The sequence below is a fragment of the Mesorhizobium sp. M0621 genome (genome assembly GCF_040320745.1).
Lineage (GTDB): Bacteria > Pseudomonadota > Alphaproteobacteria > Rhizobiales > Rhizobiaceae > Mesorhizobium.
Map to the genome: position 1 here is coordinate 1 of NZ_JAMYQF010000048.1, position 14402 is coordinate 14402.

15 protein-coding genes are annotated in these 14402 nt (G+C 64.5%); 12 read left to right on the forward strand and 3 right to left on the reverse strand.

Annotation, left to right across the window (positions count from 1 at the left end):
- The first annotated feature begins 299 nt into the window (after positions 1-299).
- The 5 genes from NKI38_RS25650 to NKI38_RS25670 are packed head-to-tail and all read left to right on the forward strand — an operon-like array spanning position 300 to position 5473.
- Entirely contained in the window at positions 300-461 is a 162-nt protein-coding gene (locus NKI38_RS25650; protein WP_352662373.1) for a hypothetical protein, read from the forward strand.
- Complete coding sequence (locus NKI38_RS25655) at positions 458-1996, forward strand: DUF4153 domain-containing protein (protein WP_352662376.1); 1539 nt, start codon at positions 458-460, stop codon at positions 1994-1996. Before NKI38_RS25650 ends, NKI38_RS25655 begins: the two co-directional genes overlap by 4 nt.
- Positions 1997-1999: 3 nt before the next feature.
- Positions 2000-2692: a response regulator gene (locus NKI38_RS25660; protein ID WP_352662379.1), complete on the forward strand. Its 693-nt coding sequence runs from the start codon at positions 2000-2002 to the stop codon at positions 2690-2692.
- Positions 2683-4278: a sensor histidine kinase gene (locus NKI38_RS25665; RefSeq protein ID WP_352662382.1), complete on the forward strand. Its 1596-nt coding sequence runs from the start codon at positions 2683-2685 to the stop codon at positions 4276-4278. The genes NKI38_RS25660 and NKI38_RS25665 overlap by 10 nt, the downstream gene beginning before the upstream one ends.
- A gap of 28 nt (positions 4279-4306) precedes the next feature.
- Complete coding sequence (locus NKI38_RS25670; protein WP_352662384.1) at positions 4307-5473, forward strand: NAD(P)/FAD-dependent oxidoreductase; 1167 nt, start codon at positions 4307-4309, stop codon at positions 5471-5473.
- Positions 5474-5762: 289 nt separating this feature from the next.
- Here NKI38_RS25670 and NKI38_RS25675 read toward each other — a convergent pair whose 3' ends face one another.
- The gene (locus tag NKI38_RS25675; RefSeq protein ID WP_352662387.1) at positions 5763-6188 is read right to left on the reverse strand and encodes a GNAT family N-acetyltransferase; all 426 of its coding nucleotides are present in this window, start codon (positions 6186-6188) and stop codon (positions 5763-5765) included.
- Positions 6189-6398: 210 nt separating this feature from the next.
- Here NKI38_RS25675 and leuD point away from each other — a divergent pair, with 210 nt between their 5' ends.
- The 6 genes from leuD (at position 6399) to NKI38_RS25705 (ending at position 10965) form a co-directional block, all read left to right on the forward strand.
- Positions 6399-7004, forward strand: a complete 606-nt coding sequence (gene leuD / locus NKI38_RS25680; RefSeq protein WP_352662390.1) for a 3-isopropylmalate dehydratase small subunit — start codon at positions 6399-6401, stop codon at positions 7002-7004.
- Positions 7005-7060: 56 nt separating this feature from the next.
- On the forward strand, positions 7061-7984 hold the full coding sequence (locus NKI38_RS25685; protein WP_352662393.1) for an Ivy family c-type lysozyme inhibitor: 924 nt from the start codon (positions 7061-7063) through the stop codon (positions 7982-7984).
- A gap of 310 nt (positions 7985-8294) precedes the next feature.
- Entirely contained in the window at positions 8295-8678 is a 384-nt protein-coding gene (locus tag NKI38_RS25690; protein WP_352662396.1) for a RidA family protein, read from the forward strand.
- 11 nt (positions 8679-8689) lie between these two features.
- On the forward strand, positions 8690-9040 hold the full coding sequence (locus tag NKI38_RS25695) for a VOC family protein (RefSeq protein WP_352662399.1): 351 nt from the start codon (positions 8690-8692) through the stop codon (positions 9038-9040).
- A 328-nt stretch (positions 9041-9368) separates the two neighbouring features.
- Positions 9369-10472 (forward strand): 3-isopropylmalate dehydrogenase, encoded by a 1104-nt coding sequence (leuB, locus tag NKI38_RS25700; protein WP_352662402.1) that lies wholly within the window; start codon positions 9369-9371, stop codon positions 10470-10472.
- A gap of 4 nt (positions 10473-10476) precedes the next feature.
- On the forward strand, positions 10477-10965 hold the full coding sequence (locus tag NKI38_RS25705) for a GNAT family N-acetyltransferase (RefSeq protein WP_352662405.1): 489 nt from the start codon (positions 10477-10479) through the stop codon (positions 10963-10965).
- Here NKI38_RS25705 and NKI38_RS25710 read toward each other — a convergent pair.
- Entirely contained in the window at positions 10955-11671 is a 717-nt protein-coding gene (locus NKI38_RS25710; protein WP_352662408.1) for a DUF805 domain-containing protein, read from the reverse strand. The genes NKI38_RS25705 and NKI38_RS25710 overlap by 11 nt on opposite strands.
- Before the next feature lie 209 nt (positions 11672-11880).
- Here NKI38_RS25710 and NKI38_RS25715 point away from each other — a divergent pair, with 209 nt between their 5' ends.
- Entirely contained in the window at positions 11881-12432 is a 552-nt protein-coding gene (locus tag NKI38_RS25715) for a DUF3291 domain-containing protein (protein WP_352662411.1), read from the forward strand.
- A gap of 40 nt (positions 12433-12472) precedes the next feature.
- On the opposite strand, the gene NKI38_RS25720 is transcribed toward NKI38_RS25715, so the two are convergent.
- Entirely contained in the window at positions 12473-14347 is a 1875-nt protein-coding gene (locus NKI38_RS25720) for a DEAD/DEAH box helicase (RefSeq protein ID WP_352662414.1), read from the reverse strand.
- Positions 14348-14402 lie beyond the last annotated feature (55 nt).

Genomic DNA, 14402 nt, shown 5'->3' on the forward strand with positions numbered 1-14402 from the left:
CCCCCCCCCGGGGGGGGGGTGTGGCCGCCCGGTTTTGGGGGGGGGGCTGCCCCCCCGCCCTCCCCCCCCGGGGGCCCCCCCCCCCGCACGCGGGGGGGTGGGGGGCCCGCCCCCCGCCCGGAGAGGGGGCCTTCTAGGGCGCAGCCCCCTCTCCGTCTCGGCTTCGCCGAGCCACCTCTCCCCCACTTCGTGGGGGCGAGGAACCCAGCTCCGGCCCCTGCACGAAAACTGCACACGCTTGCGGAAAACCTCCTCGCATCCGCCGCACCGTCTCCCCGCCGGGCTGCGAGACAGGCGGCATGCAAATGCGAGCAAAACCCTATTGGTCCGTGCCTTATAGGCTGCGCAGTGAAGGCTGGTGGCTGGCCGATCCGCCGCACGCGACGGCGATCCTCATTCCCTTCGTCCGCAAGCGCCCGCCGGCAATCCGGCTGGAAGCCATCAGGAAAGCCAGATCATGACATCGCTGTTCGCCGCCGCGCCGCGCTATTGCAGCCGCTTCGGTGTCGCCATCCTGCTGGTCGCATTGGCGGATTTTCTGTTCTACGGCCAACCCGCCGGCATCACGGTTTTTCTGTTTGCCCTCCTGGTCGCCGCCGCGGTCGTCGCCGTGCATCCCGCGGCCGTCAGCGATGGTCGGGTTTGGCTCAAGCCTGCCGCGCTGTTTGTTGCGCTGCTGCCGCTGGCCGAAAATGTCAGCGCTCTGTCGGTGTCAACAGCGCTTGCGGCGTTGGCTGTCTTCGCGCTTTCGCTGAGCGGGCGGCTGCGTCACCGCATCGCCCGCATTGCCGGTCAGGTCGCACTGTTCCTGCTGGCGGCGCCATTCCGCTTCGCCAGTGATTTCATCCGCTGGCGCAAGACGGCGCGCCGCTTCGGTCGGCGCCGCGTCCGCCTGGCGGCGATCGCCGTCTGGGTGATGCCACTGACGCTGGGCGCGGTCTTTCTGGCGCTGTTCGGCGCCGCCAACCCGGTCATCGACTACTGGCTGTCGCTGATCGACCTTTTGAAACTGCTCGATCTCATCCAGCTCACGCGGATTGCCTTCTGGCTGTTCGTGCTCGTCGGCGTCTGGGCTTTTCTGCGGCCACGGGTGCCGCGCCTGGGTCGCCGCATCCCGCGCACGGCGGCGGTCAACGCTCAAGCCGAGAAAACCGTCACCACCATCGAGGACATACTGTTCGGCAAGGCAGCCATCCTTCGCGCGCTTATTGTCTTCAACATCCTGTTTGCGCTGCAGACCGGGCTCGACGCCACCTATCTGTGGGGCGGGGCAGCCCTTCCCGATGGGCTGAGCTACGCGGCTTACGCGCATCGCGGCGCCTATCCGCTGATCGTCACCGCGCTGCTGGCCGCCGGCTTCGTGCTGGCGGCGCTGCGGCCGGGCAGTGCGACATCGGCCGATCCGCTCATCCGCCGGCTAGTCTATGCCTGGGTGGTGCAGAACATCATGCTGGTCATCTCGTCGATCCTGCGGCTCGACCTCTATATCGGCATCTACGCGCTGACCTACTGGCGCGTCGCCGCCTTCGTCTGGATGGGGCTGGTGGTATCAGGCCTTGCGCTGATCATCGCCCGCATCGCGCTGCAAAAATCCAACGAATGGCTGCTGTCCGCCAATCTTCTGACGTTATCTCTGACGCTTTATGCCGGCTGTTTCATCAATTTCGCCGCAACGATCGCCAACTACAATGTCGACCATTCCTTTGAAATGACCGGCCAGGGCATTCCCCTCGACGCCTGGTATGTGCGCTCGCTCGGCCCGAGCGCGTTTCCGGCGCTCGATCGTTTTCTCGATCATCAGAGCCGGACGGCGGCTGCCAACAATCCGGCTGTTCGCGAACTGGCGGGGCGGCGCGGCAGTGACGAAGGCTGGTATCGCACCCAGCAGAACTGGCGGGCCTGGAGCTTTCGCGACTGGCGGCTGCTCGGGTATCTCGACAGCAAGGGGCCGTTCGTGGTTCCTCACCGTATCGAACCTTACCTGCCGGGCCGCTGATCGATGCCGCACCATATCCTCGTCGCCGACGACGATCCGCATATCCGCGAGGTGATCTGCTTCGCGCTGGAAAAGGCCGGCATGAAGACGCAGGCGGTGGCCGACGGTGCCGCCGCTTTGCAGGCGATCGGACGGCGGGCACCCGATCTCGTCGTGCTCGATATCGGCATGCCGGAGATGGACGGGCTGGAGGTCTGCCGGCGGCTGCGACACATATCCGATGTGCCGGTGCTGTTTCTGTCCGCGCGTGACGAGGAGATCGACCGCATCCTCGGGCTCGAAATGGGCGGCGACGACTATGTGACAAAACCGTTCAGCCCGCGTGAGCTGGTCGCCCGCGTCAACGTCATCCTGCGGCGCGCCCGCCCGGCGGCGCCCGAACCGTCCGACGACCGGCAGTTCGCGCAGGGCAAACTGGCCTTGGCGCCGGCCAGCCATGCCGCCAGCTTCGACGGCAAGCCGCTTGCCCTGACGGGGATAGAGTTCTCGATCCTGAAAGGGTTTTTGGCGCGGCCGACGCATGTGCTCGACCGCGACGCGGTGATGGCAAGTGCTTATGCCGCCAACATCCATGTCGCCGGCCGCACCGTCGACAGCCACATCCGCAACATCCGCGCCAAGCTGGCGGCACTGGGTTGCCTGGATGCCATCGAGACCGTGCATGGCGTCGGCTTCCGGCTTGGTCGATGCGGCTGACGAGCAAATGGATCGGTCGCAAATGGCGGCCTCGCCTCGCCACGGTCGTCGTCGCCATCCTGATCATGGTGATGGCCTTGCCGCTGGTCGGCCTGTTCTTCTTCCGCCTCTACGAAAACCAGCTGATCCGCCAGACCGAGGCGGAGCTGATCGCGCAAGGCGCGGCCATCGCCGCCATCTACGCGCAGGACGTGCGCGATGCCGGCATCCCGCCGCAAAACCTCGGTACACCGATGCCGCAGGCAAACGCAGGCGCGAGCCGAAGCGTCAATCCGGACCCGCTGTACAGGCCGATCGAACCGCGTCTCGATCTCGCTTCGGATTATGTGCTTCCGACCCGGCCAGTGGCCATGCCAGGCACAGCCGATCCCGCCTTCGTCGCGATCGGCACGCGTCTGTCCGGTATTCTCGACGCGACGCAGAAAACCACGCTGGCCGGTTTCCGATTGCTCGATCCCACAGGCGTCGTCATTGCCGGGCGCGGCGAGGTTGGGCAATCGCTCGCTGGCGTTGAAGAGGTGCGCGAGGCACTCGCCGGCCGCTACGCCAGTGCGCTCAGGCTGCGCATCCCCGACCAGCCGGCGCCACCGCTCTATTCGGTCAGCCGCGGCACCAAGGTGCGTGTCTTCGTCGCCTTGCCGGTGGCCGTCGATGGCCAAGTCGCCGGCGTGGTCTATGTGTCGCGGACGCCCAACAACATCATCAAACATCTCTATGGCGAGCGCGGCAAGGTGACGTTGGCGGCGATCGCCATTCTCGGCGGCACGCTGCTCATCGGCCTGGTCTTCCTGCGCACCGTCAGCCGGCCGATCTATGCGCTGATCGATCGCACCGAGCGCATCGCCGCCGGGGACCGCGAGGCGATCCGGCCGCTCGACCACCACGGCACATACGAGATGGCCGAGCTGTCCGCCGCCTTCCTCGACATGGCCGAAAAACTGCAGGCGCGCTCGGATTCCATCCAGACGTTTGCCACCCATGTCTCGCACGAACTCAAATCGCCACTGACGGCGATCCAGGGCGCGGCCGAATTGCTGCGCGATTCAGGAAGCGCGATGGACGATACGGAGCGTCGGCGCTTCTCCAACAATATCGTCACCGATGCCGGGCGGCTCAATCTGCTGGTACGGCGCCTGCTCGACCTGGCGCGCGCCGAAAACCTGGCGCCGAGCGGCGAAAGCACCTCTATCGGCGCGGCACTGGCGCTGCTCCCGGTGGACAACAGGCTGGCGGTCCGCGTCGAGGCAGGCGGCGATCTGACCTTGCGCATATCGGCGGAGAATGCGGCAATCGTGCTTGCCAATCTCATCGACAATTCGGCCAGGCACGGCGCGACGCAGGTTTCGGTCACGGCGGCGAGCGCCGGTGGCAAGGCGGCCATTCAGGTCAGTGACGACGGTGCCGGCATTTCGCCGAGCAACCAGGCGCGCATCTTCGAGCCGTTCTTCACCACGCGCCGCGATTCGGGCGGCACCGGCATGGGCCTCGGCATCGTTCTGGCCCTCCTGAAAGCGCATGATGGTATGATCGCGCTGGTTGACTCCGAGCGCGGCACGCGCTTCGAGATCATTTTGCCGGTCGCGTGAGGACGCGGGCAAAGAATCGGAGAAAAAAGTGCGCTACGACATCGTCATCATCGGCGGGGCCATCGTCGGATCCTCGGTCGCCTATTATCTGCGCGAGGAAGGGTTTTCCGGCTCGATCGCCTTGATCGAGCGCGATCCGCAGTTCGCCCACGCGGCAACGACGCTGTCCATGGCCTCGATCCGCCAGCAATTCTCGATCCCCGAAAACATCCGTCTGTCGCAGTTCACGCTGAAGCTGTTCCGGCGGCTGAAGGAAGAGTTCGGCGCGGATGCCGATATCGGCTTTCGCGAGGGTGGCTATCTCATCCTTGCCGGCGAGGACGGGCTGCCGATCCTCAAGGCCAATCACGACGCGCAGATGGCCGAGGGCGCCGACATCGTGCTGGAGGATGCCGATGCGCTGGTGCGCCGCTTCCCGTGGCTGTCGGCCGAGGGCATCACCGCCGGCGCCTATGGCCGGACAGGCGAGGGCTGGTTCGACGCGCATGCGATGCTGATGCTGTTCCGCAAGGCGCTGCGCGAGAAGAAGATCGATTTCATCACCGCTGATGTCACCGATATTGCGCGCGACGGCAACCGCATCACCAGCGTCAGGCTCGACAATGGCGAGGTGCTGGAGGCCGGCATCATCGTCAACGCCGCCGGGCCGAACGCCGGCAAGGTCGCTGCCATGGCTGGGTTGGCGCTGCCGGTCGAGCCGCGCAAGCGCAATGTCTTCGTCTTCGAGGCGCGCGAGAAATACGCCGACATGCCGCTGCTGGTCGACCCCTCCGGCATCTATGTGCGTCCGGAAGGCTCGGTCTATCTCACCGGCGGCGCCGAACCGGAAGAGGGCGACGGCCCGGCCGCCCCCGGAGATTTCGAGGTCGATTGGCCGTTGTTCGAAGAGGTGATCTGGCCGGTGCTGGCGACCCGGATTCCAGCTTTCGAGGCGATCAAGCCAACGCGCGCGTGGGCCGGCCACTACGACTACAACACGCTCGACCAAAACGCGGTCATCGGCCCGCATTCCGAGGTCGGCAATTTCCTGTTCGCCAATGGATTCTCCGGCCACGGCCTGCAGCAGGCGCCTGCCGTCGGCAAGGCGCTGGCCGAACTGATCGTGCACGGAGGGTATCGCACGGTGGACTGTTCGGCGTTTGGGTATGGCCGGGTCGCGGAAGGGCGGGCGTTTCGGGAGTTGAATGTGATTTGAGCGAGACAGGACGGACCTTCGGGATTTGCCAAGGCGTCCCAGTTTTTCTTCGTCATTCCAGGGCGGAGCAGGAGCGAAGCGACGTCGCGGAGACCCTGGAATCCATGCCGTTACCGCTGTCGAAGGGCTCCAACGGGGCAGAAAAAACCGCGCGATCGGCGTTCGCTGCGATAGAAGGTTCTGCACCGCCGCGACACTTCAACGTCGCGGCATGGATCCTAGGGTCTGCGCCGCGTCGCTTCGCTCCTTGCTCCGCCCTAGGATGACGAAGTCTGGTCAAGGGCGGGCCTCAGCCCTTGCGGCTGAACCAGAAGGCGTCGGCCATGCGCTTCATGCCGATGCGCTCGTAGAAGCCGACGGCGTCGGGCATGGAGATCAGGCTGATGGCGACGGACGGCCCGAGTTGCCGGCGCGCCTCGTCCATCAGGCCCTTGCCGATGCCGAGCCCCTGCGCCGATTGGGAAACGGCGAGCTCGGAGATGTAGCAGACCCAGGAAAAATCGGTGAGCGCCCTGATAACGCCGATCAGTGGCTTGCCCTCCACGTCGAGACGCGCAGTCAGGACCAGGTTTGCGCCTGAAAGCATCGCCTGCAGGCGAGCGTCGTCATCTACAGGGCGCGTTTCGCCGAGACCGGATTCGACCAGCACGCGACGGAATTCGGCGATGTCGAGCGCGGCTTCGCGTGCATAGAGGACGTGTGCGTTTTCTGCCATGGTCGACAGACTGCACTATCGGACGGCGAATTCGAAGCCGTTTTCGCGCATAGTTCTATGCATAGCGCTCTTCCGAAACCGGGGCCACCTTTGGGTGATATGCATTATGGCTTGCGCCAGCGCGCACAAACGATTGCCTTTTATTTGCTGCCGGCTTTGTGTAAACCGGCGTCAGCAAATTCCCCCGCAACGAAAACACGGGCAAAAGCCATGGAAAAGTTCACCAAGCTCACCGGCGTCGCCGCTCCGATGCCGATCGTCAATGTCGACACCGACATGATCATCCCCAAGGATTATCTGAAGACGATCAAGCGCACCGGGCTCGGCACCGGCCTGTTCGCCGAAATGCGCTACAATGACGATGGTTCGGAAAATCCGGATTTCGTGCTCAACAAGCCAGCCTATCGCAAAGCGCAGATCCTGGTCGCCGGCGACAATTTCGGCTGCGGCTCGTCGCGCGAACACGCTCCGTGGGCGCTGCTCGATTTCGGCATTCGCTGCGTCATCTCGACCTCGTTCGCCGACATCTTTTACAACAACTGCTTCAAGAACGGCATCCTGCCGATCACCGTCAGCCCCGAGGATCTCGAGAAGCTGATGGACGACGCGTCGCGCGGCTCCAACGCCACGGTGTCGGTCGACTTGGAAGCCAAGGAAATCCGCGGACCGGATGGCGGCGTGGTCACGTTCGACCTCGACGACTTCAAGAGGCACTGCCTCTTGAACGGCCTCGACGACATCGGCCTGACCATGGAAAAGGCCGGCGCCATCGCTTCGTTCGAGAAGAAGAACGCCGAACAGCGCCCGTGGGCCTGAGCGGCACGCTCCGGGGCGGATAGGCGCGTTCGTTGCGGCTGAGTGGAGGGGCAGTCATGACTCGTTCGCTTCTTGCCGGCACTTGCGGGCTGACGTTTCTTCTGCTGACTGCCGTGGGCCACGCCCAGACACAGACGCCCGCCGAGCCGGCGCCGGCGGCCGAAAAGCCTGCCACCGACCAGGGAACGAACGCCGCCGACGCTTCCGATGACGACAGCCAAGCGCCTGTGCCATTCGAGGGCGGCCAGCTGACCATCACCCAACCGGAACAGGACGGTGAAAAGGTGCTTGCCTTCGACGGCAAGCAGTTGGCCACCAATTATGATGTCTTCTTCGACAGAATAGTCGAGGTCGGCGGCGTCAAGGTGGCGCTGTTCGATGTCGGCGATGGCGGCAATCAATGCGGGCCGGCGACAGTGATCGTCTGGAAGCCGGAAGGCGGCACCATCCAGAGCACCACAGTCGAGCAGGACGACTGCGGCGCGCCGCCATCGGCGGTATCCGACAACGCCATCTATTTCGTGCCCTATCTGTTGCCGGGGGATCAGAAGCCGGCTTTGCAGTGGTCGCCGACCGACGGGCTGACGATTTCGGGCAATCTGAGCTACATGCCGGAACCCGGCACGGACTGGAAGGACATCGATCCGGAAAAGTACCAGAACATCATCGACGCCTTCCACAACGAGGCTGTCTACAAGGAAGCTGAAAAGCTGCTGGGCAAGGACATGCCTGACATGGCGACCAGCCTGCTGGTCGGCGGCGGCACGGAAAAGACAGCGTCGGGCGCCTTCTACGCCAGCGGCTGTGTGCCGCATGACTGCGGCGGCAATGACGGCTTCATGGCGGTCGACCCGGCCAAGCACAAACTCTATTTCGCCCGCAGCAGTGGCAATGGCGAGCCGAACGCCTGGCCGGCGCTGGCCACGTGGCCGGCCGATGTGAAGGCGGCGCTGGACAAGGCGCTGGGGTCGGCGAACTAGGCATTTCGGCGGTGAACTAAAAACTGTTTCGCCGCGATCCTTCACACCCCCCTCTGCCCTGCCGGGCATCTCCCCCGCAAGGGGGGAGATTGGCCGTCACCACGACTTTCGCAAATCTTTCAACGTTGCAAGAATGGCGGTTCGTCAAAGCTGCCAATCTCCCTCCTTGCGGGGGAGATGGCCGGCAGGCCAGAGGGGGGTGCTGCCCCGCCGGCATCGAGTTTGCACCGCCGATCCCTCTGCGTTGGCCTATGGCCGGATCAGCATATTCCCTGCAAAATGGTCCCCCTCAATCCTGCGAGGAACCCTCATGCGAAAACTGATCTCCACCGGCTCGCCGTTTGAAAAGACCGCCGGCTATTCGCGCGCGGTGGTGCAGGGCGACTGGTGTTTCGTGTCCGGAACGACCGGCTACGACTATGCGACGATGACGATGCCGGATACGGTGGAAGCGCAGACGCGCAATTGCCTGGCGACGATCGGCAAGGCGCTTCATGACGGGGGCTTCGAGATGGCCGATGTGGTGCGGGCGCATTACTACATCACCGACCGGGCCTTCGTGGATGTCGTCTTCCCGATCCTCGGCGAGACGTTCGGCGACATCAGGCCGGCGGCGACGATGATCGTCTGCCAGCTCAACAGACCGGAAATGAAGATCGAGATCGAAGTGACGGCGCTGCGGCGCACGGCGTGAAAGGCGGGCAGATGAAAGTCCGGCGTATCGTTGCCAACATCGAGACACCTGATATCACTGCGGCGAAGCGCTTCTACCAGGATGTGCTCGGCCTCGACGTGCTCATGGACCTCGGCTGGATCGCGACCTACGGTTCCGATGAAAAGATGCAGGTGCAGGTCAGCTTCATGGCGCAAGGCGGCTCCGGTACGCCGGTGCCGGATCTCTCGATCGAGGTCGACGATGTCGATGCGGCGATCGATGCCATGAGTGCCGCCGGCTTTGCCATCGAATACGGACCAGCCGACGAGCCCTGGGGCGTGCGCCGCTTTTATGTGCGCGATCCGTTCGGCCGGCTGGTCAACATTCTCTCGCACCGGTGATGGTTTAGCTCGGGTTCCTCGCCCCCACGTGAGTGGGGGAGAGGTGGCTCGGCGAAGCCGAGACGGAGAGGGGACTGGCGCTACGGTAGCCAGACCAGCGATTGCCGCGCGCTAAGCCAGCGCCCTACGAAAGCCCCCTCTCCGGCCGCGTCGCGGCCACCTCTCCCCCGCCTTTGGCGAGGGCGAGGAACCCAGGTTCTGAGAGGCCTGGCGCGGCGGCATGCTGCACCTGTTCTGCGCCGCAGTGTTCTTCCTCCCCTTGCGTACGGGCCGCTTGGCGTTTAGCAAGGCCGCAAATCGAAACGCATTCTTTCTGGGACGGTTCACCATGGCAACGAAGCATCTTTTCCTGCTCCCCGGCGACGGCATCGGTCCGGAGGCTATGGCCGAGGTCAAGAAACTGATCGCGGTCATGAACGACAAGCTCGGCAGCGGTTTTGCCACCGAGGACGGTCTGGTCGGCGGCTGCGCCTACGATGCGCATGGCGCGGCGATTTCCGATGCCGACATGGAAAAGGCGATGGCCGCGGACGCGGTACTATTCGGCGCCGTCGGCGGTCCGAAATGGGATGCGGTGCCCTACGAGGTGCGCCCCGAAGCCGGCCTGCTGCGCCTGCGCAAGGACATGGAGCTGTTCGCCAACCTGCGCCCGGCCATCTGCTATCCAGCACTTGCGGCGTCCTCCTCGCTCAAGCAGGAGGTGGTCGAGGGTCTCGACATCCTGATCGTGCGCGAGCTGACCGGCGGCGTCTATTTCGGCGAGCCCAAGCAGATCATCGATCTCGGCAATGGCCAGAAGCGTGGCATTGACACGCAGGTCTACGACACGTTCGAGATCGAGCGCATTTCTGGCGTCGCCTTCGAACTCGCACGGACGCGCAAAAACCACGTCACCTCGATGGAAAAGCGCAATGTGATGAAGTCGGGCGTGTTGTGGAACGAGGTCGTCACCCAGACCCACAAGGCGCGCTATTCAGACGTCAAGCTCGACCACATGCTGGCCGACGCCGGCGGCATGCAGCTGGTGCGCTGGCCAAAGCAGTTCGACGTCATCGTCACCGACAATCTGTTCGGCGACATGCTGTCCGACATCGCCGCCATGCTGACCGGTTCGATCGGGATGCTGCCGTCGGCCTCGCTCGGCGCACCTGACGTGAAGACCAAGAAGCGCAAGGCGCTCTACGAGCCGGTGCACGGCTCGGCGCCCGACATCGCCGGCAAGGGCATTGCCAACCCGATCGCCATGATCGCCTCTTTCGCCATGTGCCTGCGCTATTCCTTCGGCATGGTTGACGAAGCCGACCGCGTGGAAAGCGCGATCGCCGCCGTGCTCGACGCAGGCCTGCGTACCAAGGATATTTTCTCCCCCGGCATGACCGAGGTCGGAACGGTCGAGATGGGCGACGCGATCATCGCCAAATTCCTCGGCTGATCCTATGACGGTCGACGTCCGCTGGGCGACGATCGAGGACGAAGCGGCACTCGCAGCCATACTGTGCGAGATGGCGGAGCATTACCGGCAGCCGCCTCTCGATGCCGACCGGGCCCTGTCTGCTGCACGCAAATGGCTTGGCGAGGAAAGCCCGGCCTATCCGCATTTTGCGCTCGCCTTCGTCGACGGCGAGGTCAGCGGCTTGGCGTCGGTGGCGATCGCACATCCAGGTATCGATCTTGAGCGGCTGCTGTTCCTCAAGGACCTGTTCGTGCGCGACAACATCCGCAACGCCGGCGTCGGCCGGGCGCTGATCAGCTTCCTCGCCGATCATTGCCTCAGCCACGGCATTGGCCGTATCGACCTGACCACCGAAGATTGGAACGAGGGCGCGCTGCGTTTTTACGCGAGGCTCGGCGCCGAACGCCACGACCAGAAGGTCTTTCTCCGTCTTTCGGGTGACGCCTTGAAGGCTATCGCCCCTAGACCCTGACGCCCGCCGGCACCGGCCCCCACTGGTTTTCCCGGGCTTGCGTCGGGATCAACGCGAAGACCAGGATGATCAGGCTGCCGATGGTCGGGATGAGCACCACCAGGTAAAGCCAGCCCGACAGGCCGATGTCGTGGATGCGGCGAACAGTCATGCCGAGGCTGGGCAGCAGTGTCGCCAGCACGAAGGTGCCGCAAAGGCCAACGGTTACCGCCGCCGATACGCTGCTGTCGAAATTGCCCATTTCATTGTCGGCGAAAAGACCGATGCCGCCGATGATCAGCAGCGAGACCACCCAGAACAGGAAATAGCTCCAATATTCCTTGCGGCGGGCCCGGCCGGCGAAATTGAAATAGTTCCGCGTCACGCCGCGCCAGAAATAGCCCCAGAGATCGGTGGGCTCGGCTGGCTCGGATGAGCGGCCGAAATGCTGCGCCTGGAAAGCGGAAGCTACCGGTGCGTTGCCGGCTTGAGTCGATGCGGTGTTGGTCCCCGCGCCAGCGTCCGGAGCCTTGGTGGCGGTCTGGGTGGCGATTGAAAAAACGTCGCGGGCCTGGCCGCCGCCCGGCTGGAACTCGACGATCGTGCCCTTGAGCATGGCGGTTTGCCGGCGCAGGTTCTCGCGGGTGAAGGTGTAACGATTGCCATCGGCTCCGGTGATGAAGCCAAACCCCTGCTCCTCGTCATAGTGAAGCACTTCGCCGCGCATAGGCCACCCCTCTCGCCACGTCCCAGCCAAGATGTGGCACAGGGCCGAGCCGATGGGCAAGACCGGGCATAGGCTACCGTCTTTGCCGCGAATGAAGCATAAGACAGAAATCGCCATCACCTTCACTCAAAGCCGACAGTGGCGGCCGAGAGTGCTGGCGCTAAATTGTGATCAACTCGGTAGAGCGTGGACAGTCCGTTGGAGGCGAAATGAAGAGCAAAAGGCTCGCTTTGTACACGTTCGGCATCTTCCGCGCGCCAGCCAACGACGCAGTAAACCAGGGCTTTCATGATCGCAACGATCGCAATTTTCTGGCCGCGGAAACCAGCGAAGGGTTCATCGCCAGATCGGGCTATGCGGAAGAGCCTGGTCCAGAAAGCTGGGGCGAGCAGGTTTTTCCGCGCTTCTATAGCGAGCAAGGGGACGGTTGGTCGCCATCGACATTGTCTTTGTGGGCAGACTTGGCATCCCCGATGGCCTTCTCTTACGCAGGAATCCATCTGGAGGCGATGAGGCACGCACGAGAGTGGTTTCTCAAACCCGCCTGGCCACCCTACGCGCTTTGGTGGGTCGAGTGGGATCATACGCCCAGCTGGACGGAGGCAGTGGTCAGACATGAATTTCTTCATGACCACAAGGCCGGCCCTTTCGTCTTCGATTTCAAGACATGTTTCGATGAAGACGGCCGCCCGACGACAATCGACAGCCAGGCGGTCAAACAAAACATTCGCCTGAATGAAGGGCGGCAGCAATTGATCTGACCAGCCTCAAGGACAGCAAGCCGCCCGGGCGTCTCAGAACCTAGGCTGGCCGCTTCTTCGCTTTCTTGTGCTTGGGCGCCCCGGCGTTATCGAACTTCGGCTTGCCTGGCTTTTTCGCCCATGGCTTGGCCTCATGCGCGGCTGCCGGGCGCTGATCGGCCGAAGCCGGTGCGCGCTTTTCGAACTTGCGCTTCGGCGCGTTGGGATCGAACGGTGCCTTGCCGCGATGCGGTTTCTTGTCGGGGCTTGGCGCCTGGTAGCCGGCACGCGACAAATCGGGCTGGCCGTCCAGACGCTTCACCAGGATGTCGCCCTGCAGTTTGCGGTCGGGGCCGATCGCCGTGAGAAACCGGTCGGCCCAGTCGGCGGCGATCTGCACGAAGGTCTCTTCCGGCTGCATCTTGATGGCGCCGATCTCGCGCTTGCTGATGCTGCCGGTGCGGCACAGCATCGGGATCAGCCAGCGCGGCTCGGCATTCTGCCTCCGCCCGATCGACAGCGAGAACCAGACGCTGGCGCCGAAATCGTCGCGGCGGCTGGGCGCCTCGTCGCGGCGTGCGAAACCTTCGCCCGCCGGTCTTTCACGCGACGGCGTGAACGGCGCGATTTCCATGAGATCCTCGGGCGCCGAGCGGCTGGCGCGGCACTGGCGCACGAAGGCGGCCGCCACCTGTTCGGCGCCATGTTTGGCGAGCAGCGCGTCGATGAAACCGCGCTCGTCCTCCTTCACCGGCTCGTCGAAAACCGGATCGGCGAGGATGCGTTCGTCGTCGCGCCGCATCACGTCGTCGGCCGAGGGGGGGCTCGCCCATGTCGCCTTGAGGCCGGCGTTCTGCAACAGCCGTTCGGTGCGCTTGCGGGCGCTGTTGGGCACGATCAGCGCGCTGACGCCCTTGCGCCCGGCGCGGCCGGTGCGGCCGCTGCGGTGCAGCAGCGTTTCCGGGTTGGTCGGCAGGTCGGCATGGATGACCAGTTCGAGGTTGGGCAAGTCGATGCCGCGCGCCGCCACATCGGTGGCGATGCAGACTTTTGCGCGGCCATCGCGCATCGCCTGCAAGGCATGGCTGCGCTCGTTCTGGCTGAGCTCGCCCGAAAGCGCGACCACCGAGAAGTTGCGGTTGTTGAAGCGCGCGGTCAGGTGATTGACTGCGGCGCGCGTGTTGCAAAACACCAGCGCGTTCTTGGCCTCGTAAAAGCGCAGCACGTTGATGATGGCGTTTTCCCGGTCGGGCTGGGCAACGCTCAGCGCCCGGTATTCGATGTCGAGATGCTGCTTTTCCTCGCCGGCGGCCGAAATGCGCACGGCATTGCGTTGGTAGCCCTGGGCGAGCGTGGCGATGGAGCGGGGCACGGTGGCCGAGAACATCAGCGTGCGGCGTTCGGCCGGGGCGGCGTCGAGGATGAATTCGAGGTCTTCGCGAAAGCCGAGGTCGAGCATCTCGTCGGCCTCGTCGAGCACCACCGCCTTGAGCGCCGACATGTCGAGCGAGTGCCGGGTGATGTGGTCGCGCAGGCGGCCGGGCGTGCCGACGACGATATGGGCGCCGCGCTCCAGCACACGCCGCTCCGAGCGCATGTCCATGCCGCCGACGCAGGACGCCACCGTGGCGCCGGTCAGCTCGTAGAGCCACTCAAGCTCGCGCGTCACCTGCAGCGCCAGTTCGCGCGTCGGCGCCACCGCCAGCGCCAGCGGTGCCGCGGCGGGGCCAAAGCGCTCCGCGCCGTCGAGCAGGGTCGGCGCCAAAGCGAGGCCGAAGGCCACCGTCTTGCCGGAGCCGGTCTGCGCCGAAACCAGCGCATCGGCCTCACCGAGTTCGGGGGCGACAACCGCCTTCTGTACCGGCGTCAGCTCGGAATAGCCGCGTTTTTCCAGCGCCCTGGCAAGCGCTGGGACAAGTGCTTCGAAGTTGGACATCTCACTCTTTCGGAATTTAGGGTCTGCGCTCATCATGGAGCACATGCCGGGGCCG

What these genes read in the sequence shown, in the direction of transcription:
- NKI38_RS25660 (WP_352662379.1), top strand. Translation starts at nt 2,000, where the DNA reads ATGCCGCACCATATCCTCGTCGCCGACGACGATCCGCATATCCGCGAG.
- NKI38_RS25705 (WP_352662405.1), top strand. Translation starts at nt 10,477, where the DNA reads ATGACGGTCGACGTCCGCTGGGCGACGATCGAGGACGAAGCGGCACTC.
- NKI38_RS25665 (WP_352662382.1), top strand. Translation starts at nt 2,683, where the DNA reads ATGCGGCTGACGAGCAAATGGATCGGTCGCAAATGGCGGCCTCGCCTC.
- NKI38_RS25675 (WP_352662387.1), bottom strand. Translation starts at nt 6,188, where the DNA reads ATGGCAGAAAACGCACACGTCCTCTATGCACGCGAAGCCGCGCTCGAC.
- NKI38_RS25650 (WP_352662373.1), top strand. Translation starts at nt 300, where the DNA reads ATGCAAATGCGAGCAAAACCCTATTGGTCCGTGCCTTATAGGCTGCGC.
- leuB (WP_352662402.1), top strand. Translation starts at nt 9,369, where the DNA reads ATGGCAACGAAGCATCTTTTCCTGCTCCCCGGCGACGGCATCGGTCCG.
- leuD (WP_352662390.1), top strand. Translation starts at nt 6,399, where the DNA reads ATGGAAAAGTTCACCAAGCTCACCGGCGTCGCCGCTCCGATGCCGATC.
- NKI38_RS25710 (WP_352662408.1), bottom strand. Translation starts at nt 11,671, where the DNA reads ATGCGCGGCGAAGTGCTTCACTATGACGAGGAGCAGGGGTTTGGCTTC.
- NKI38_RS25690 (WP_352662396.1), top strand. Translation starts at nt 8,295, where the DNA reads ATGCGAAAACTGATCTCCACCGGCTCGCCGTTTGAAAAGACCGCCGGC.
- NKI38_RS25720 (WP_352662414.1), bottom strand. Translation starts at nt 14,347, where the DNA reads ATGTCCAACTTCGAAGCACTTGTCCCAGCGCTTGCCAGGGCGCTGGAA.
- NKI38_RS25695 (WP_352662399.1), top strand. Translation starts at nt 8,690, where the DNA reads ATGAAAGTCCGGCGTATCGTTGCCAACATCGAGACACCTGATATCACT.
- NKI38_RS25685 (WP_352662393.1), top strand. Translation starts at nt 7,061, where the DNA reads ATGACTCGTTCGCTTCTTGCCGGCACTTGCGGGCTGACGTTTCTTCTG.
- NKI38_RS25715 (WP_352662411.1), top strand. Translation starts at nt 11,881, where the DNA reads ATGAAGAGCAAAAGGCTCGCTTTGTACACGTTCGGCATCTTCCGCGCG.
- NKI38_RS25655 (WP_352662376.1), top strand. Translation starts at nt 458, where the DNA reads ATGACATCGCTGTTCGCCGCCGCGCCGCGCTATTGCAGCCGCTTCGGT.